The organism is Arthrobacter sp. C152 (assembly GCF_054890965.1).
This window is the reverse complement of sequence record NZ_JBTZSU010000055.1, coordinates 1-18,159: the sequence shown is the minus strand read 5'-3', so window position 1 is coordinate 18,159 and position 18,159 is coordinate 1. Positions and strand designations below refer to the sequence as shown.

Below are 18,159 nucleotides of genomic sequence, written 5' to 3'. Positions count from 1 at the left end.
CGCCCGCTGCCCCTACTGCCAGCACGCGCCACCAACCTAACAAAGTACTACTAGGAGACTGCCATGCCCAGCCCCGTACCCACTCCCGGCGCACCCTGCTGGATCGACCTCATGACCTCCGACGTCGCCGGCGCCCGGCGGTTCTACGCCGACCTGTTCGGCTGGGAGTACGAGACCGGCGACGAGGAGAAGTACGGCGGCTACGTGATGGCCAGGAAGAACGGGCGCTCAGTCGCGGGCATCATGCAGAAGGACAACTCACAGGCCGGCACGCCGGATGCCTGGTCCACCTACCTGCGGGTGGATGATGCCGAGGCCACCGCCAAGGCCGTGGAGGCCAGCGGCGGGCAGGTCTTCGTTCCGCCGATGGATGTCCCCGAACAGGGCCACATGGCCATCTTCGGTGATGCCACCGGCGCCGCGGTGGGCATCTGGCAGCCGCGCGAGATGCTCGGCTACGAGCTCGTGGCCGAGCCCGGAACTGCCGCCTGGCACGAGCTTCACGCCAAGGACTACGACGCCGCCGTCCGGTTCTACAAGGACGTGTTCGGTTGGGAGACCGAGGTCCTGAGCGACACTCCGGAGTTCCGCTACACCACCATGGGGTCCGGGATGACGGCGCAGGCCGGCATCATGGACGCCTCCGGGTACCTGCCCGCCGACATTCCCTCGCACTGGCAGGTCTACTTTGCCGTGGAGGACACCGATGCCACGGTGGAACGGGCCACGGCCATGGGCGCAACCCTGCAGGACGGCCCCTCGGACTCGGATTTCGGCCGGGTTGCCCAGCTCGCCGATCCCACTGGCGCCGTCTTCAGGATTATCCAGCCCGTACCCGGGCAGCGGTAGGAGCCGGCGGACAGCAGGCGGCAGCCCTTCGGGCCGGTATGGCCGGAAGGGCACCTGCCTGCCATGCACTCAGGGGACGGCGACGGTTTCGGAGTAGGTGGATGAGTCGCCCTTGATCGAGGTGCTGCTGCGTCCGTCCACACCCACCGGGATGTCGCCGGCGATCGTCACCCGGTTCAGCTTCCGCGGTTGGTGGTCGTAGTTGTCCGGAGCGTAATGCTGGGTGATGCGGTTGTCGAACAGGACCAGCTGGTTGGGTTCCCAGTTCACCCGGACCACGTTCTCGGGGCGGGTGATGTACGCCTGGAGGATCCGCAGGATGTCCTTGGATTCGGTGTTGGACAGGCCCACGATCCGCAGCCGCTGGGCAAAACCGCCAATGAACAGGCCACGCTCCCCGGTCAGCGGGTGGACCCGGACCACGGGGTGGGCGGTTTCGAAGTGGATCCGGGTGAACTCCTTGCGGCGTTCCTCCGCGTTGGCGTGTTCAAGGTTCTTCGGCACGGAGTAGTCGTAATCGTTGGTGTGGATGGCCCACAGGGTATCGGCAAAGTTCCGCAGTTCGTCCGGCAGGTCCCGGTAGGCGGCGGCCGACGAGGCGATGAGGGTCTCTCCCCCGTATTCCGGCAGTGTGATGCTGCGCAGCGTGGACGCCTGGGGCGGGTTGACCACGAAGGTGACATCCGTGTGCCAGTTGTTGGCGCTGCCGTTTTCGCTGTCCACGGGAAGCACGGCGGGCTTTCCGTCCACCGATGCGACGGTGGGGTGGGCGTTGGTCAGTGGTCCGAAGTGGCCGGCGAACTTCACCTGGTCCTCGTCGGTCCGGACGTTCGCTTCGCGGAAGACCAGCGCCTTGTGGACGTTGAGGGCCTCACGGATCTGCGCCACAGTGGCAGGGCTGAGGTCGGCGCTGAGGTCCAGGCCGCGGATTTCGGCGCCGATGCGGGAGCCGAGCTTGGTGAATTTAAGCTTCGTTTCGGTGATGGTGGTCATGGTTCCTTGCCTTTCACGTTGGGTTTGTCGATGTGTTGGTGCGGACGTTCAGGTTCCGGCGCCGACGGCGGTGCGCCAGCGGGAGAAGTGGCGTTCGAGGCCCACCAGCAGGACGTTGACCAGCAGCCCCAGCACGGAGACCGTGAGGATGCCGGCGTACATATCCGGGATGAGGAAGCTCGCCTGGGAGTTGACGATCAGGTACCCCAGCCCGGCTTTGGCGCCCACCATTTCGGCGGCGATGAGCACCAGGATGGAGGACGTGCCGGCCATCCGGATCCCGGTGAAGATCGTGGGTACCGCCGAGGGCAGGATGACCTTCTGGAACAGCCGGAAACTGTTGAGCCCCAGCGACCGTGCGGCGCGGACCAGCAGGGGGTCCACGGTCCGGACCCCGGCGATGGTGTTCAGCAGTACCGGGAAGAAGGCCGCGTAGGCCACGATGGTGATCTTCGATTCCTCGCCGATGCCCAGCAGGAGGGTGAACACCGGCAGCAGGGCGAGGGTGGCGGTGTTGCGGAAGAGTTCCAGCAGCGGGTTGAGGAACGAGTTCAGCCAGCCGTACCAGGCGATCAGCAGTCCAAGTGCCACGGCCGACACCACAGCGACGCCGAATCCGGAGACGGACCTGGTGAGGCTGGCCTGCAGGTGGCTTTGCAGCTGCCCGGTGTCCAGCAGCCTCGCCGCTGCACTCAGGACGTCGTGCAGCGGCGGCAGGAAGACGCGGGTGGCCGGGGCGGCCAGGTACTGCGGGCCGAATTCCCAGAGCGCCAGGAACAACAGCACGGCGAGGGACTTCCAAGCGGCGCGCGCGGCAAGGTTCGCCGCGGCACCAAACCGGCGTGCCGCCGTCGTACGTTCGTTGCGCTGGATGTCCGGACGCGGTGCCGCAGCAGTTTCGGCTGGAGGTTCGACGGCGGACGCGGCCTCGGCGGGCCGGTTCAGGACGGTGCTCATCAGGCGGCGCTCCTTTCCAGGGGTTGTTCGTCGGGTGCGGTGCCGTCGGGCAGGATCTTCCGGTGCCCGGAGTCCTGGGCCACGCGGACCTCGTCATGGAGCAGGGTCCAGACCTGGTGCCGGTGTTGGACGAAGGCGGGATGCGAGCGGACGTCGGCGTCGCCGTCGCGGTCGGGGATGGTGATCTCCACGATCTCCTTGAGCCTGCCCGGGCGGGCGCTCAGCACCGCCACGCGCTGGCCGAGGTACACGGCTTCGTCGATGCCGTGGGTGATGAAGACGATGGTCTTGCCGGTGGCTTTCCAGATCCGCAGGAGTTCGTCCTGCAGCTGCTCGCGGGTCTGGGCGTCGAGGGCCGCGAACGGCTCGTCCATCAGGAGGATGTCCGGCTCATAGGCGAGGCTCCTGGCGATGGCCACGCGCTGCTTCATACCGCCGGACAGTTCATGCGGGTACCGGTCCTCGAACCCGGCCAGGCCCACCAGGTCAAGGTATTTCGAGGCCGCCTCGGCGCGTTGTTTCCGGGACAATCCCCGGTTTTCGAGGCCGATGGAGACGTTCGCCGACGCCGTCCGCCACGGGAACAGTGCGTACTGCTGGAACACCACCGCCCGGTCCTGGCCGGGGCCTGTCACCTCCTTGCCGTCCACCAGGACTTTTCCGGAGGTGGGCCGGGAGAGACCTGCCAGCAGGTCCAGGAGGGTGGTTTTGCCGGAGCCGCTGGGGCCGACGAGGGTGAGGAATTCGCCGGGGCCCACGTCCAGGCTGAGGTCCTCCAGTGCGGTGAGGACCGAAGGCTCCTGGTGGCGAGTGCCCCGGCCCGTGGCGCTTCCTTTCGTCCTGCCCGGCCGGACGGCGAATTCCTTGGTGACGTTCCGGAGGCTGATCTTGGGGGTCATTGGCTATCCTTTCGACGGTGCTGCGGATTGCGCGGTGGGAGCGGCGGCGTCGAGGGTGTTGAACCCGTTGGTGTAGAGCTTCCCGGTGTCCAGGCCGCCGCTGATGATGCCGGCGGACTTCAGGTAGTCCTCCCAGCGGGTGAAATCCGTGTCCTGGATCCGGCCGCCGGGTGCCGCCACGCCCACGCTCTTCCAGTACTTGAGCGCCTCGGTGCTTTCGTTGCGGCCACGCTTGGCGATGATCTCTTCGAATTTGGCGATCACCTGTTCCCGGGGCGTGCTGCGTTCCCACTCGATCGCCTTGGCGACGCCGGTGACCACGGTGCGGCTGGTTTCCGGATTCTTCGCCAGGAAATCCGTGCGCAGGACGTACTGGCCGGCGTCGAACGGTCCGCCGATGACCCCGACGTCGGTGAACAGCGCCCGGAGGCCGCCTTCTGCCAGTGCCCGGTCCTGGAGCACGCCGCCCAGGGTGCCCACGTCCACCTGCTTCTTGCGCAGCGCCACCTCGGTTTCGTTCGGCGGAACCACCACCAGCTGCACCTGCTTGATTTCTTCCGGCGTCAGGCCGCTGTTCTTCAGGTAGGTGGTGATCACTGCCTCGTGGTGGGCGCCCAGGGTGTTGACCGCGACCTTCTTGCCGATCAGGTCCCTGGGCGTCCGGATGGGGCTGCCTTCCTCGACGTAGTAGCCGGTGAAGGTTTCCTTGTCCTCGCCGTAGTAGTTGATGACGGCCTGGACCGGGGCACCGGCCTCGATCAGCTTGATCACCGCCCCGGTGAAGGCCCCGCCGATATCGGTCTGGCCGGTGGCCACCGACTGGATGCTTTGCGGGCCGCTGGTGGTGTTGCTGACCCACTCGAGCTTGACGTCGCCCAGGTAGCCCAGGTCCTCCGCCACCTCCAGCAGCGCCACGTTGTTGGGCGAACCCTGGTAGCGGATCGTCTTCACTTCGGTGCCGCCGTTGCCGCCGGGCTGGGCCGAGGCGGTGCCGCTGCAGCCCGACAGCACCAGCGAGAATGCCGCGGCGGCGGCAACAACCGCCGCTGTGCCTGCGGCGGAAAATCTTCTGGCGGGCAGGAGTCGGTTCTTCATGGATGGTCTTTCTGCAGTCCGTGGGGTCCGGGCCGGCTGGCTCGTGGCAACCACTAGAACAGAGGTGGAACCGAAGCAGAAGAGAGCTGGTAACTGCGCGAAACGGCAGGAAATTTCGGGTTATTTCCCTTTACCTGCGGCCTTTCCGCGTCGCGGAGGGTCCTGCGGGGAAGCCCGGCGTCATAAAATGGGCTGGGATGACGTCCCCGGTGTCACAACAGGTCATCGCGCGCAGCGCGGGGACATATCCAGGGCGATCCCGCTGCGAGGCGGCAGCCCGGCCGTCGAATTCCAGCCTTCCGTGACGCGCCTTCGTCAAGTCATGTCGCCAGTGCACGGGCAGGCGCCGGGCTGCCGGCGTCGAATATTTCTTCCGCGCCGGCACGATTATGACGCAGCGCCCAGGATGGCGGCGGCGATCTCGTCGGCGTCGCGCAGGGTGCGCTGGCCGCTGCGGTACGCGGGGCCGCCGGGCTGGAGGGCCTCGGCGGCGATCGCCGTCCCCCATTGGGTGGATGAGAGCTGCAGGCCCAGCACGTACATGTTGTCCGTGACGGATCCGTTGGCCGCCACGGGGCGGTACGGATGGGGCAGCACGTCAAGGCCGGTGGACTGCACGGGAGCGCCTTCGGCCGTCATCATGAGCCGGGGCCGGACCAGCCCGTCGGCGAGCAGCTGCTCCAGGACCGCTGAATCGTTGGCCGAGACCCGGTTGCCGGGCGCCAGGGCCTCCACCATGGTCCGGGCGGTGACCGGAGGCCCGGCAACCCAGGGCGAGGATGCGGTGAACACCGCCGCTTTCCTGTTCACGGCGAACTTCGGGTCTGGTCCCACAAAACTGACCACCCCTGCCCTGGCCAGGGCGGCGAGCTGCTCGGACCGCAGCGCCGGCGGCCCGCTGGCCAGGCCTTCAACGAAGGACTCGAACCATCCACGCAGGCCGGCGACCCATGATTCGTCGGTGATGCCGCCGTCGGCCACTGCCGTCTTCAGCACGGCACGCCCGTGGTGCAGGGCGCCGATGGCCATCTTGACCGGATCATCCTCGCCGAGCGCCGAACGGCGGGCGTCATCGAGCAGGAACTCCACTACCGCGGCGTCGTGGACGGCGCGGGAGGGGAATGTCCGGCCGGCCAGCGGTGCCGCCAGGCCCGGCAAATCCAGGCGGTGCCGGGGACCGACGTGGACCGCCAGGACGCTTTCCACCCCGTCCTCCCAGTTGGCGGCGCTGTGCGCATGCGGGTGCAGGGCTTCCTCCAGGGCGGCCAGGAACGCCGGGGCGTCAGGCACCGCGCCGGGCTGCGAGCGCACCAGGGTGGAGTAATAGGCCCAGAGGGCGTCGCGGTGCAGGAGCGGCCAGAGGTCGTGGTCGAACGAGGGCCGGATCCCGGCGGTGGCCAGCCGTTCCAGGGCGGCCCCGGTGAGGTAGCGCAGGGTGAGCGAGGAGGCGTAGTAGCCGGCCTGTTCGGCCTTGGCCCGGTACGGCGTTCCGCGCCGGGAAGCGGCAACGATGCGGGGCTCCTGGCCGGATGGTTCGTATTCCAGCCGGTTGCCCTTGGCGACGAACTTTCCGCCGCGGCCTTCCGTCAGCTGCACCATGGTGTCGAAGAAGTTCAGCCCCATGCCCCGGACCAGCACCGGCTCGCCGGCAGGAATCCGGGTCCAGTCCACATCCGCGGGCACGGCGGGGGGAAAATACTGCAGGCCCAGCTGGTCGCCCGCGGACTGCAGGTCGCGCTGTTCGGGGTTCAGCCGGGACGGGATGTGCCCCAGGGCCAGCACCACCGAACCTGCGCGCAGGCCCGCCCCGGTGGCCAGGCCGACGTCGAAGGTTCCGTCCCGGAGGCGGCGCACCGACACAGCGGACGTCTGGTGGAAGTCGATGGTGACGCCGTCGGGCGCCTTGTCCAGCAGGTCCGCCAGGGTGGAGCGGAGGTAGCGGCCATACAGCGCGCGGCTGGGGAAATCATTGGACTGCAGCACGGCCAGCTCGGCAAGCTCCTCCGCGGTGAGGGATGGCAGCGGGTCCCGCTGCTGCCGTTCGCGCCACTGGTCGAAAGTGGTGCCGGCCACCGGTGCGGGCAGCGCGGGATCCTGTGGAATCAGCGTGGGGTAGAAGGACTGGGTGTTCATCAGGAACAGCCGGGACTGCCCCGGCTGCCAGACGTGCCCGGCACCGGCCGGATAGGGGTCCACGACGTCGATCCGGACCGGGGGCTGCCGGCGGCCGGACGCTTTGGCCGCGGCGAGGTGGGCGAGCAACCGCTCCAGCACGCTGGTGCCGCGGGGGCCGGCGCCAATGATGACGGCCCGGATGCTCTGCGTTATTTCCACGGCATCCAGCGTACGGGCTGAACGCCGCGGGTGCGCCCGGGCGTGACTTGCCAGCCCCTGGCGGAGTTGTTTGGATGGGGCGCATGACCACCACTGCAGCTGATCCAGCGTCCAGCCCCGGCCCCGGCCCGGACACGTCCGGCACCGCTTCCACCGGGACGGCCCCGGAACCGGTCGATGAAAACGTGTGGCTCGAGGACATCTACGGCGAAGAACAGCTCGCCTGGGTCAGGGAGCAGAATTCCCGGACCGAGGACCTGCTGGAGGACGCAGAGTACGCGGGCCTGGAAAGCAGCATCCTGGAGGTCCTGGACTCCACCGACCGGATCGCCATGGTGGGCAAGCGCGGCGACTGGTACTACAACTTCTGGAAGGACCGGCAGAACCCCAAGGGCCTGTGGCGCCGAACCACGTGGGAAAGCTACTGCACGGACTCTCCGGAATGGGATGTCCTGCTGGACGTCGACGCGCTTTCCGCCGCCGAGGGCGAAGAGTGGGTCTTCCACGGCGCCACCTTCCGGCGGCCCGCGGCCGGCGAACCCTACCGCCTGGCGCTGCTTGCCCTCTCCCCCGACGGCGGCGACGCGAACCGCTACCGCGAGTTCGACGTCGAGGCACGCGGCTTCGTTGACCCGGCACGGGGCGGCTTCGACTTGCCGACGGCGAAGGGCAACGTGTCGTGGCTGGACGCGGACACCCTGCTGGTCGCCTCCACGGCCGACGGGCTGCCCAAGACAGCGTCCTCCTACGCCCGCACGGCGGTCACCTTGAAGCGCGGCGAAGCGCTGGCCGGGGCTCCCGTATTGTTCGAGGTCCCCGAAAACCACATGATGGCGGCGGTGGCCCACGACTCCACGCCCGGCTTCGAGCGCACCTTCGCCGTGGACTACATCGACTTCTTCAACCGCACCAACTTCGTGCTGCGCGGCGGGCCGGCACCCGCGGGAACCTGGGTGGCCATCGACGTCCCCACGGACGTCAACGTCAACGCGCACCGGGAATGGCTGCTGTTCCGCCCGCAGCAGGACTGGACGCTGGACGGCACCACCTACCCGGCAGGTTCGCTGCTCGCCGCGGGCTACGAGGACTTCCTCGCCGGCAACCGCGCCATCAAGGTGCTCTTCACCCCCGATGCCGCCACCTCCCTGCAGTCCTGGAGCTGGACCCGGAATTTCCTGCTGCTCAACCTGCTCAAGGACGTCTCCTCCGAAATCCGGGTGCTCGACCCGTCACGGGCCGGCGGCGCGGCGGATGGCTCCGCGTGGGCCGCCACGGTCCTGGATGCCTGCCCGCCGCTGCACGACGTGAACGCCTACGCCGTGGACGACGAGGACGAGGCGCCGGCGGACGGCGGCGCCGGCGATGATTTCTGGCTGGTCGCCACCGGGTTCACCACCCCAACGACCCTGATGCGGGGCACGCTGGAGCGGGGCCGCCCGACGGAGGACGCTGCCCAGAACGATGCTGCCCAGGACCGGGCCGGGACGTCCGGCGTGGTGAGCCGGCACGCAGTGGTGAAGACGTCGCCGTCGTTCTTCGCCGACAACGACTACGAAGTGGAGCAGCACTTCGCCGTGTCCGACGACGGCACGCGTGTCCCGTACTTCCAGATCGCCCCGCGGGGGCTGGCCCTGGACGGGCAGAACCCCACCCAGCTGTCCGGCTATGGCGGGTTCGAAGTTTCCCGTACCCCGGCCTACAGCGGCACCGTCGGCCGGGCCTGGCTGGAACGGCGGACAACCTTGTCAGACGGGGGCGACGGGAAGGCTCCGCACTCGCGCGGCGGAGTGTACGTGGTGGCCAACATCCGCGGCGGCGGCGAGTACGGGCCGGCCTGGCACCGTGCCGCGCTGAAGGAGAAACGGCACAGGGCCTACGAGGACTTTGCGGCGGTGGCGCGGGACCTGATCTCGCGCGGGGTCACCTCGCCCCGGCGGCTCGGCTGCGTGGGCGGATCGAACGGCGGGCTTCTGGTGGGGAACATGCTCACCCGGTATCCCGAACTGTTCAGGGCGGTCTCCTGCGGGGTGCCCCTACTGGACATGCGCCGCTACACCCGGCTTTCGGCCGGGCACTCGTGGATCGCGGAGTACGGCGACCCCGACGTTGCCGGGGAGTGGGAGTACATCAGGACGTTTTCGCCCTACCACCTGCTCAAGGACGCCGTGGAGTACCCGGAAACGTTTATCTGGACGGCGACGTCCGACGACAGGGTGGGACCGGTCCAGGCCCGGAAGATGGCGGCCCGGATGCTGGCCATGGGCATTCCCAACGTCTGGTTCCATGAGGCCCTCGAAGGGGGCCACGCGGGCGCCTCGGACAACCGGCAGGCGGCGGCGCTGCAGGCCCGCAGCCAGCACTTCCTGTGGAAGGCCCTGGCGGGCTGACGGCCGTGGAATCCGGGCTATCGATCCGGCGCGCTGGTGCAGGGGACATCGAGGCGGTGGCCCGGGTGCACTACCAGTGCTGGCAGGAGACGTACCGCGGGATGCTGTCGGACGGTTTCCTCGCCGCGGTGGACCCTGCGGGCCGGCTGGCGCTTTGGCGGCAGCTGCTGGACCGGCCGCAGCCCGCGGAGGCGTGGGTGGCGTGCGACGGCGGGACGCCAGTGGGATTTGCCGGCGTGCGGCTGCTGCCGGGGCCGGGATCGCCCGAAGGGCACCCGCCGCCGTCGTCCGGGGATGTGGAGCTGTGGGGCCTGTACCTGCTGGCCTCGCACCAGGGCCTGGGCCTGGGGCGCGGGCTCCTCGATGCCGCCCTGGGCGACAAAGCGGCGAGCCTCTGGGTGGCCGCCGGCAACGATAAGGCCATCGGTTTCTACCGCCGCTTTGGATTTGACGCGGACGGCGCCAAGGACATCCTGGCGGACTGGGAAAGCCTGCCGGTGATCCGCATGGTCCGCGGGGAACAGCATCGCCCGTAAGCCGGCCGGACCGCCGGCGGCAAGGCTGCGGACTTTCGGGCGACCGTTTTGCACTGCATGGCCGGATCTGCGTATCCTTGGTGGGCTAGGAATAGCAATTGGAGACGTGCCAGAGCGGCCGAATGGACTTCACTGCTAATGAAGGGTCGGGGTTAAACTCGACCGGGGGTTCAAATCCCCCCGTCTCCGCGTTTGGCCCCGGTCTCTGGACCGGGGCCTTTTGCGTTCCCTCCCCCACTGCGCCCGAATCCCTGCCGGCCCCCTTCCGACACCCCGGAAAACGCTGTCCGATCAGCGGACACAGGGCGCGTCCGCCGTCGCCGCGGTGGCAGGATTAGCAGATGGCGGCAAGCAGTATGGACCAGCGGGACGGCACCCGGGCGGCATGGAACCCGCGCCTGGCGCTCCTGGTGGCGGCGACGTTCTTCATGGAGTTCCTGGACGGCACGGTCCTCACCACCGCCATCCCCAGCATTGCCAGCGACTTCGCCATTCCCGCGGCCGACGTCAACGTGACCATGACGGCGTACCTGCTGACGGTTGCCGTCGGCATCCCCATCAGCGGCTGGCTTGCCGAAAGATTCGGGGCACGCCGCGTCTTCTGCCTGGCCATCGCCGTCTTCACCCTCGCTTCCCTGGGCTGCGCCGCCAGCCAGGACCTGGCCACCCTGACCCTGAGCCGCATCGCCCAGGGCGCCGGCGGAGCCATGATGGTTCCCGTGGGGACCCTGGTGGTCCTGCGCGGAACCCCGAAATCGGATCTCCTGCGGGCCACCGCGTTCCTGGTGTGGCCGGGACTCCTGGCCCCCGTCCTCGCACCCCTGGTCGGCGGCGCGCTCACCACGTACCTGTCCTGGCACTGGATCTTCCTGATTAATCTTCCGCTGGGCGCCGCAGCGTTCATCGCCGCACTGCGGCTTGTCCCCGTGGCCCCGGGCGACCCGGGCCGGCGGCTGGACTGGCCCGGAATGGTGCTGACCACACTGGGCGTGGGCGCGCTGGTGGTTGGCCTCGAGCTCGCCAGCAGCCACCCCGACGGACCCTGGGCGGGGATCAGCGCAGTGGCAGGCCTCGCCGCCCTCACCGGGGCGGTGCTTTGGATGCGCCGCACGCCCAACCCGCTGTTCAACCTCGACGTTTTCCGCACCCGGACGTTCCGGGCCATGGCCACCGGCGGGTTCATCTACCGCGTCACCATCAGCTCTGTGCCGTTCCTGCTTCCCCTCATGCTGCAGGCCGGTTTCGGTTGGTCCCCGCTGCATGCCGGCATCCTGGTGGCGGCGGTCTTCATCGGAAACATCGGCATCAAACCGGCCACTACCCCGCTGATCCGGCGGTTCGGCTTCAAGGCGGTGCTGGTGTTCGCTTCCCTGGCATCGGCGGCCACCTTTGCGCTCTGCGCCCTCCTGACGCCCGAAACCCCCGAGGCGCTGATGTTCGTCCTCCTGGTGTGCAGCGGCGCATTCCGGTCCATCGGCTTCTCCGCGTACGCATCCGTTCAGTACGCAGATATCCCGCCCCGGCAGCTGACGTCGGCCAACACGGTCTCCGCCACGCTCGTGCAGCTGGGGACGGGCTCGGGAATTGCCCTGGCAGCCCTGCTGATCCGCACGTTCGACGCTGGCACCTTCGATGCTGTGGGGCCACTGACCGGGGACGCGGCCGGACCCTTCCGCGGGGCATTCCTGGCCATGGCCGTCCTCATGCTGGCCAGCACCGCCGACAGCATCCTGCTGCCGCGCCATGCGGGAGCAGCGGTCAGCCAGGGAAAGCGGCAGCAGCCGGGCCCCGGCGGCCCTGCGTCCGCGGACCCCGGCCCCGCAGGCGGCCCTGGAGTTACCCAGCCTGGAGTTACCCAGCCTGGGCAAGCACCAGGGGAAGGACCGCTCCCGCCCCGGCCTGCCGAAGGGCGCGCCCCGCAACGGTGAGCGTCCACCGGCTGTCGGCCAGGTCATCGACCAGCATCACTGTCTGGCCCGGGGCCGACTCCAGCGCGGCGTGGAGGTCGGGGCCCACCACCAGCCTGTCCCACACCCCGGCAAGCCGGTAGGCGCTGTTGCCGCCGCGGCCGCCCGTGGGCCCGCCATGGGCCAACTGAAGCTGGCCGAGGTAGGGAATGCGTCCGATCCCGGAGATGCCCTGTGCCAGGGAGTCCACCAGCTGCGGTTTGGTGCGCGAGGGCATGCCCACAATTGCGGCCGGCCTGCCGGCACCGCTCCACCCGGGGTTGCGGGCGTCGCCGGCTCCCCACTCCCGCAGGACCTGCACGCAGGCCTGGAGCATTGACGGGTCTACTGGCCGGTCCGCGGCACCGGCGGCAAACAGGTCGCGCAGCGCCCCGCCCCAGCCCAGGTCCGTCAGGCGTGCCAGGATGCGTCCCTCAGCGAGGCTTTCGTTCGGCTTGAGCCTGCCCTTCACAGGCACCCCCAGACGGTCCATGCCGCTGGGCCATTGCAGGCGGGGCTCCAGGACGCCGCCCGCCCTGCTCAGCGTCTGGCCGGCCGCCGCAGTGGCCTCGGCAGCCACCTCCGCCGGGAACCATTGGCCCGCGCAGTTGTCGCACCGTCCGCAGGGACGGGCCGTCCCATCATCCAGGACCGAGGTGATGTACTCCATCCGGCACCCTGCCGTGTCCTGGTAGATCACCATGGAGTCCTGCTCATCCACCCGGGCTTCGGCGATCCGCCGGTAGCGCTCCGCGTCGTAAACCCATGGCCGGCCGGTGGACCGCCAGCCGCCGCCCACCCGCTCCACGGCTCCGTCCACGGACAGGACTTTCAGCAGCAGTTCCAGCGGGGTGCGCCGCAGGTCCACCCGGGCTTCCAGTGCCACCGTGGACACGGCGGTTCCGGCTTCGGCCAGGGCGGTCAGCACTGCGGCGGCCTTCTCCTCCGACGGCATCGACGCCGTGGCGAAGTACTGCCAGATCTCCCGGTCTTCGGAGCCTGGCAGGAGCAGGACGTCGGCGTTGGCCGCACCACGTCCGGCACGCCCCACCTGCTGGTAGTAGGCAACCGGTGACGACGGCGCCCCGAGGTGGACCACGAAGCCAAGGTCGGGCTTGTCGAAGCCCATGCCCAGCGCGGAGGTGGCCACCAGCGCCTTGACCTGGTTGTCCTTCAGCAACTGCTCGGCGCGTTCGCGGTCGGCCGGATCGGTCCGGCCGGTGTACGCCAGCACGTCATGTCCTGCCTCGGAGAGGAGCCGGGCGGTGTCCTCCGCGGCCGAGACCGTCAGTGTGTAGATGATCCCGCTGCCGGGAAGATCGGACAGGTGCGTCAGCAGCCACCCCAGCCGCTGCCTGGAATCGGGCAGGGTCAGCACACCCAGCCGGAGAGAGTCGCGGCCCAGCGAACCCCGGATGGTAAGGACACCGGCGCCGAGTTGCTCTTCGATATCGTGCACCACCCGGGAATTGGCGGTGGCGGTGGTGGCCAGCACGGGAACGGTCTCCGGCAGCCGGTCAATGAGGTCCGCGATCCTGCGGTAATCGGGGCGGAAGTCGTGGCCCCAGTCGGAGATGCAGTGGGCTTCGTCGATCACCAGCAGGCCGGTGCGCCGCAGCAGTTCGGGCAGCTGGGTTTCCCGGAACGCCGGATTGGTGAGCCGCTCCGGCGAGACCAGGAGGACATCCACCTCGTCGGCGGCCAGCTGTTCCCGGACGGTGTCCCATTCCAGCTGGTTGGCGGAGTTTATGGCGACCGCGCGCACCCCGGCGCGGGCGGCGGCAGCCACCTGGTCGCGCATGAGGGCAAGCAGCGGCGAGACGATCAGTGTGGGGCCGTGCCCCCGGCGCCGGAGGAGCAGGGACGCAACGAAGTACACTGCCGACTTGCCCCAGCCGGTGCGCTGGACCACCAAAGCCCGGCGGCCGTCGTCGACCAAGGCCTCGATCGCCTCAAACTGTCCGTCATGGAAGACCGCCTCCGGGTGGCCGACCAGGCCGCGAAGGACCTCCAGGGCCTCGGAATGCGTCCCGGTCCCGTGCGTCCCTGGGTGCCCCGTGGCGGCGGCTGCTGTTGCGGTGATCGTCGAAGCGTACTGGTTATCGGCCATTGATTCAGTATCCCAGCACCCTCCGACAGGATGCACAGAAGAGTGCCGTATGTGGAAAGCGCGGGCATGTGGAGAAGCGCAAAGGGCGCCGAAATGCCGCAGCTGTTACGAAAGCGTCCCCAAAACCCGGCGGGGCCCTCCCGCCACCCACGTAAGATAAAGCCCGTGACTAGCGAACAGACAACGACATTTGATCTCTCGGCATCCTTCAAGGCCTACGACGTCCGTGGGATCGTGGGCGAATCGATCACCGCCGAAATCGTCGAAGCAGTGGGGGCAGCGTTCGTGGATGTCCTTCAGCTCGAAGGCCAGACCATCGTGGTGGGCGGTGACATGCGTCCCTCCTCGCCGGAGTTCACCAAGGCCTTCGCGAACGGGGCGGCGGCCCGCGGCGCCAACGTTGAGCTGCTGGACCTGATCTCCACCGATGAACTGTACTTCGCCTGCGGTTACCTCAACCGCGCCGGCGCAACCTTTACCGCCAGTCACAACCCTGCCGCATACAACGGCATCAAGATGTCCAAGGCCGGCGCCGTTCCCATCTCTTCCGAAACGGGCCTCAAGGACATCCAGGCCCTCGCCGAGCAGTACCTGAACAGCGGCTCCATTCCCGCCGCCGGGGCGCGCGGCACCATCAGTGTCCGGGACGTACTCAAGGACTACTCCGAATACCTCCGCAAGCTCGTTGACCTCTCCGCCTCCCGCCCGCTCAAGGTCGTCGTGGATGCAGGCAACGGCATGGCCGGGCTCACCACCCCCGCCGTCCTGGGCGACGCGCTGCTGCCCAAGCTGCCGTTCGACGTCGTCCCCCTGTACTTCGAACTGGACGGGTCCTTCCCCAACCACCCCGCCAACCCGCTGGAGCCGGAAAACCTCCGCGACCTGCAGGCCGCGGTCATCGAGCACGGCGCGGACATCGGACTGGCCTTCGACGGCGACGCCGACCGCTGCTTCGTCATCGACGAAAAGGGCGAGCCGGTCTCGCCGTCTGCCATCACGGGCATGGTGGCCCGCCGCGAAATCGCCCGGGCCAAGGCCCAGGGCGAGGACAAGCCCACGATCATCCACAACCTGCTCACCTCGCGCGCCGTCGCCGAACTGGTGGAGCACGACGGCGGACGCGCCGTCCGCACGCGCGTGGGCCACTCCTTCATCAAGGCAGTCATGGCGGAGGAAGGTGCCGTGTTCGGCGGCGAGCACTCAGCGCACTTCTACTTCCGCGACTTCTGGAACGCCGACACCGGCATGCTTGCCGCCATGCACGTCCTTGCAGCCCTCGGCGAACAGGACGGCCCGCTGTCCGAACTGGCCCGTGAATACGAGCCCTACGTCAGCTCCGGCGAAATCAACTCCGAGGTGGAGGACAAGCCGGCCGCGGTGGAGCGCGTGCGCCAGGCCTTCGCGGACGAGGACCTCGCCATCGACACCCTGGACGGCAGCACGTTCACGGCCAACGACGGCAGCTACTGGTTCAACCTGCGTCCGTCCAACACCGAGCCGTTCCTGCGGCTCAACGCCGAGGCCACGGACCGCGCCACCATGGAGCGCATCCGCGACCGCGTCCTCGACATCGTGCGGGCCTAGCACCGCATGGCTGGTGACACCGGACAAGTACCTGACGGAGGCGAAGCCCGGGAAAGCTGGCGCGGCTCCGTGGCGGAGGGCACCGCGACGGACCTGGAGAACCTCCTGGGCACGGGCGTGAGCGCTGCCCAGGAGCAGCTCCAGCGCAACGGCGGGTTCCTGCCCTTCGCGTTGACAGTGCAGAACGACGGCGAGGTGCGGCTGGTTGCGGTCTCCCCGGCGGATGCCGCGGAGGGCAGCAACGGGGACTTTGATGCCGACGCCATGATCCGCGACCTGCATGCCCTCCTGCGGCAGAACCGGGACGACTTCCGCGCAGCGGCAGTGGTCTGCGACATCCTGCTGGTGGAGGAGGACTCGGACGCCATCCATGTGGCAGCAGAACACCGCGACGGGTCACTGTTCGCGGCAGTGCTGCCCTACGCGGCCAACGCGGCCACCCAGACCTGGGAGTTCGGCGAACTGGGCGCCGACGCCAGCGAACCCGCCATCTGGGTGGACTAGACCAGGCAGCCGCCATGAAAATCAACGCCTTCGCCGATGTCAGCCTTCGCGCCCTGATGGTCCTGGCGGCCGTCCCGGGGGGCACGCTCATGACCACCCAAAGCATCGCGGACTCCGTGGGGACGCCCTACAACCACGTCAGCAAGGCCATGGCGAGGTTGCGGAGCATGGGGCTGATCGACGTTGTCCGCGGCCGGTCCGGCGGGTCACGGCTCAGCCATGCCGGACGCCAGGCCACCGTGGGCCGGATCCTGCGCGAGCTCGACACGCGCGCGGATCCTGCCGACTGCGTGTCCCCCGCGGGCAACTGCCCCCTGATCAACGAATGCAAACTCCGCGGCGCCCTGGCCCGCGCCCGCGAGGCCTTTTATGCCGAACTCGATTCGGTGCTGATCGCGGATCTTCCCGGGGAGCGCCAGATGGCCCCCGTCTTCCAGATGATCGGCCTCCGCCCGGGCCTGTAGCCCGCCCCTAGCCGAGCGTTGGCTCCCGGTTTGATTTCCAACTTCTACGAGGTGTAGAACTGAGGCAGAAATACTCGTATTTGAAATATGAGTTTTCCTCCGGCCGGACGAAGGCCCCGGCCATAACCTCAGGAGTACAGATGCTCTCGGACAAGTCCCGCCCCGTCATCGAGGCCACCCTGCCGCTGGTCGGTTCCCGGATCGGATCCATCACCCCCAAGTTCTACGCCCGCCTCTTCGCCGCGCACCCCGAGCTGATGGATGGCCTGTTCAGCCGCTCCAACCAGCGTTCCGGCGACCAGCAGCAGGCCCTGGCCGGGAGCATCGCCGCCTTCGCAACCCACCTGGTGAACAACCCCGGCACCCTGCCTGAGACTGTCCTTTCCCGCATCGCCCACCGGCACGCTTCGCTGGGCATCACCGAGCCGCAGTACCAGGTGGTTTACGAGCACCTGTTCGCAGCGATCGCCGAAGACCTTGCCGAGGTCATCACTCCGGAAATCGCCGAAGCCTGGACCGAGGTCTACTGGCTCATGGCGGACGCCCTGATCAAGCTCGAAAAGGGCCTCTACGCGGCGCAGGCCAACGGCCGGATGTGGATGCCGTGGCGGGTAGCGGCAAAAACACCGGCGGGGACCGGGTCCATGACCTTCACCCTGGAGCCCGCCGACGACACCCCGGTGACTCCCGCCCTTCCCGGCCAGTACATCAGCGTCAAGGTGACGCTGCCGGACGGGCTGCGGCAGGTGCGGCAGTACTCCCTGTCCGGCGACGCGGGCACCAGCCGCAGCTTCACCACCAAGCTGGACGACGGCGGCGAGGTCTCCCCCGTGCTGCACAACTCCGTCCAGGTGGGCGACATCCTGGACATCTCCAACCCCTACGGCGAAATCACCCTCAAGGATGGCAACGGCCCTGTGGTCCTGGCCTCGGCCGGCATCGGCTGCACCCCCACAGCTTCGATCCTGCGCTCGCTCGCGGACACCGGCTCTGACCGCCAGGTGCTGGTGCTGCACGCCGAAAGCACCCTGGACAGCTGGGCGCTGCGCAGCCAGATGACGGACGACGTCGAACGCCTGGACACCGCCGAACTGCAGCTCTGGCTGGAGAAGCCGGTGGACGGCGCCAAGGAAGGGTTTATGTCGCTGCGTGAAGTGGACCTGCCGGCCGACGCTTCGCTGTACCTTTGCGGCCCGCTGCCCTTCATGAAGAACATCCGCAACGAGGCCATCAACGCCGGCATCCCCGCCACCCGGATCCACTACGAGGTCTTCGGCCCGGACATCTGGCTGGCCAGCTGATTGACTCATCGATTGCTCCGTACCGGCCCTTTTGACGGCTCAAAAGGGCTGTTATGGAGCAATCGATGGGAACCGCTGGGGTACGACGACGGCCCCGCACCTTTTTCGAAAAGGTGCGGGGCCGTCGTCGTTAGGGCGTTCGCGGGCTAGGGCGTGTCTCCTAAACCTTGGCTGGTTTAGCCGGGATGCTTGATGGGTGT

At 68.4% G+C, this 18,159-nt stretch carries 14 protein-coding genes and 1 tRNA gene; 9 read left to right on the top strand and 6 right to left on the bottom strand.

Going from position 1 to position 18,159, the window contains the following annotated elements; genetic code table 11:
- The first annotated feature begins 63 nt into the window (after nt 1-63).
- A complete protein-coding gene (locus ACYSM9_RS20935; protein ID WP_461858873.1) occupies nt 64-849 on the top strand; it encodes a VOC family protein in 786 nt (261 codons plus the stop codon).
- Nucleotides 850-918: 69 nt separating this feature from the next.
- On the opposite strand, the gene ACYSM9_RS20930 is transcribed toward ACYSM9_RS20935, so the two are convergent.
- The 5 genes from ACYSM9_RS20930 to ACYSM9_RS20910 form a co-directional block, all read right to left on the bottom strand.
- Complete coding sequence (locus ACYSM9_RS20930; RefSeq protein WP_461858872.1) at nt 919-1,842, bottom strand: TauD/TfdA dioxygenase family protein; 924 nt, start codon at nt 1,840-1,842, stop codon at nt 919-921.
- Between the two features lie 48 nt (nt 1,843-1,890).
- Complete coding sequence (locus tag ACYSM9_RS20925) at nt 1,891-2,799, bottom strand: ABC transporter permease (protein ID WP_461858871.1); 909 nt, start codon at nt 2,797-2,799, stop codon at nt 1,891-1,893.
- The gene (locus ACYSM9_RS20920; protein ID WP_461858870.1) at nt 2,799-3,698 is read right to left on the bottom strand and encodes an ABC transporter ATP-binding protein; all 900 of its coding nucleotides are present in this window, start codon (nt 3,696-3,698) and stop codon (nt 2,799-2,801) included. Before ACYSM9_RS20920 ends, ACYSM9_RS20925 begins: the two co-directional genes overlap by 1 nt.
- A 3-nt stretch (nt 3,699-3,701) precedes the next feature.
- Complete coding sequence (locus tag ACYSM9_RS20915; RefSeq protein WP_461858869.1) at nt 3,702-4,793, bottom strand: ABC transporter substrate-binding protein; 1,092 nt, start codon at nt 4,791-4,793, stop codon at nt 3,702-3,704.
- Nucleotides 4,794-5,180: 387 nt separating this feature from the next.
- Nucleotides 5,181-7,127, bottom strand: a complete 1,947-nt coding sequence (locus tag ACYSM9_RS20910; RefSeq protein WP_461858868.1) for an FAD/NAD(P)-binding protein — start codon at nt 7,125-7,127, stop codon at nt 5,181-5,183.
- Nucleotides 7,128-7,210: 83 nt separating this feature from the next.
- On the opposite strand from ACYSM9_RS20910, the gene ACYSM9_RS20905 reads away from it, so the two are divergent.
- From ACYSM9_RS20905 to ACYSM9_RS20890, 4 genes are all read left to right on the top strand, one after another.
- Complete coding sequence (locus tag ACYSM9_RS20905) at nt 7,211-9,514, top strand: prolyl oligopeptidase family serine peptidase (RefSeq protein ID WP_461858867.1); 2,304 nt, start codon at nt 7,211-7,213, stop codon at nt 9,512-9,514.
- 5 nt (nt 9,515-9,519) lie between these two features.
- On the top strand, nt 9,520-10,050 hold the full coding sequence (locus tag ACYSM9_RS20900; RefSeq protein ID WP_461858866.1) for a GNAT family N-acetyltransferase: 531 nt from the start codon (nt 9,520-9,522) through the stop codon (nt 10,048-10,050).
- A 100-nt stretch (nt 10,051-10,150) separates the two neighbouring features.
- Nucleotides 10,151-10,239, top strand: a tRNA-Ser gene (locus tag ACYSM9_RS20895).
- 152 nt (nt 10,240-10,391) lie between these two features.
- A complete protein-coding gene (locus ACYSM9_RS20890; RefSeq protein WP_461858865.1) occupies nt 10,392-11,978 on the top strand; it encodes an MFS transporter in 1,587 nt (528 codons plus the stop codon).
- Here the strand turns inward: ACYSM9_RS20890 and ACYSM9_RS20885 are convergent.
- Entirely contained in the window at nt 11,902-14,106 is a 2,205-nt protein-coding gene (locus ACYSM9_RS20885) for a RecQ family ATP-dependent DNA helicase (protein WP_461858864.1), read from the bottom strand. The two genes, ACYSM9_RS20890 and ACYSM9_RS20885, sit on opposite strands and share 77 nt — an antisense overlap.
- 165 nt (nt 14,107-14,271) lie before the next feature.
- On the opposite strand from ACYSM9_RS20885, the gene ACYSM9_RS20880 reads away from it, so the two are divergent.
- The 4 genes from ACYSM9_RS20880 (at nt 14,272) to ACYSM9_RS20865 (ending at nt 17,959) form a co-directional block, all read left to right on the top strand.
- Nucleotides 14,272-15,690, top strand: a complete 1,419-nt coding sequence (locus ACYSM9_RS20880; RefSeq protein ID WP_461858863.1) for a phosphomannomutase/phosphoglucomutase — start codon at nt 14,272-14,274, stop codon at nt 15,688-15,690.
- A gap of 6 nt (nt 15,691-15,696) precedes the next feature.
- Nucleotides 15,697-16,194, top strand: coding sequence for a hypothetical protein (locus ACYSM9_RS20875; RefSeq protein ID WP_461858862.1), 498 nt, complete (start codon nt 15,697-15,699; stop codon nt 16,192-16,194).
- A gap of 14 nt (nt 16,195-16,208) precedes the next feature.
- Nucleotides 16,209-16,658, top strand: coding sequence for an RrF2 family transcriptional regulator (locus ACYSM9_RS20870; protein WP_461858861.1), 450 nt, complete (start codon nt 16,209-16,211; stop codon nt 16,656-16,658).
- 140 nt (nt 16,659-16,798) lie between these two features.
- On the top strand, nt 16,799-17,959 hold the full coding sequence (locus tag ACYSM9_RS20865) for a globin domain-containing protein (protein WP_461858860.1): 1,161 nt from the start codon (nt 16,799-16,801) through the stop codon (nt 17,957-17,959).
- Nucleotides 17,960-18,159: the final 200 nt, after the last annotated feature.

What these genes read in the sequence shown, in the direction of transcription:
- ACYSM9_RS20905 (WP_461858867.1), top strand. Translation starts at nt 7,211, where the DNA reads ATGACCACCACTGCAGCTGATCCAGCGTCCAGCCCCGGCCCCGGCCCG.
- ACYSM9_RS20870 (WP_461858861.1), top strand. Translation starts at nt 16,209, where the DNA reads ATGAAAATCAACGCCTTCGCCGATGTCAGCCTTCGCGCCCTGATGGTC.
- ACYSM9_RS20930 (WP_461858872.1), bottom strand. Translation starts at nt 1,842, where the DNA reads ATGACCACCATCACCGAAACGAAGCTTAAATTCACCAAGCTCGGCTCC.
- ACYSM9_RS20915 (WP_461858869.1), bottom strand. Translation starts at nt 4,793, where the DNA reads ATGAAGAACCGACTCCTGCCCGCCAGAAGATTTTCCGCCGCAGGCACA.
- ACYSM9_RS20875 (WP_461858862.1), top strand. Translation starts at nt 15,697, where the DNA reads ATGGCTGGTGACACCGGACAAGTACCTGACGGAGGCGAAGCCCGGGAA.
- ACYSM9_RS20925 (WP_461858871.1), bottom strand. Translation starts at nt 2,799, where the DNA reads ATGAGCACCGTCCTGAACCGGCCCGCCGAGGCCGCGTCCGCCGTCGAA.
- ACYSM9_RS20865 (WP_461858860.1), top strand. Translation starts at nt 16,799, where the DNA reads ATGCTCTCGGACAAGTCCCGCCCCGTCATCGAGGCCACCCTGCCGCTG.
- ACYSM9_RS20885 (WP_461858864.1), bottom strand. Translation starts at nt 14,106, where the DNA reads ATGGCCGATAACCAGTACGCTTCGACGATCACCGCAACAGCAGCCGCC.
- ACYSM9_RS20935 (WP_461858873.1), top strand. Translation starts at nt 64, where the DNA reads ATGCCCAGCCCCGTACCCACTCCCGGCGCACCCTGCTGGATCGACCTC.
- ACYSM9_RS20920 (WP_461858870.1), bottom strand. Translation starts at nt 3,698, where the DNA reads ATGACCCCCAAGATCAGCCTCCGGAACGTCACCAAGGAATTCGCCGTC.
- ACYSM9_RS20890 (WP_461858865.1), top strand. Translation starts at nt 10,392, where the DNA reads ATGGCGGCAAGCAGTATGGACCAGCGGGACGGCACCCGGGCGGCATGG.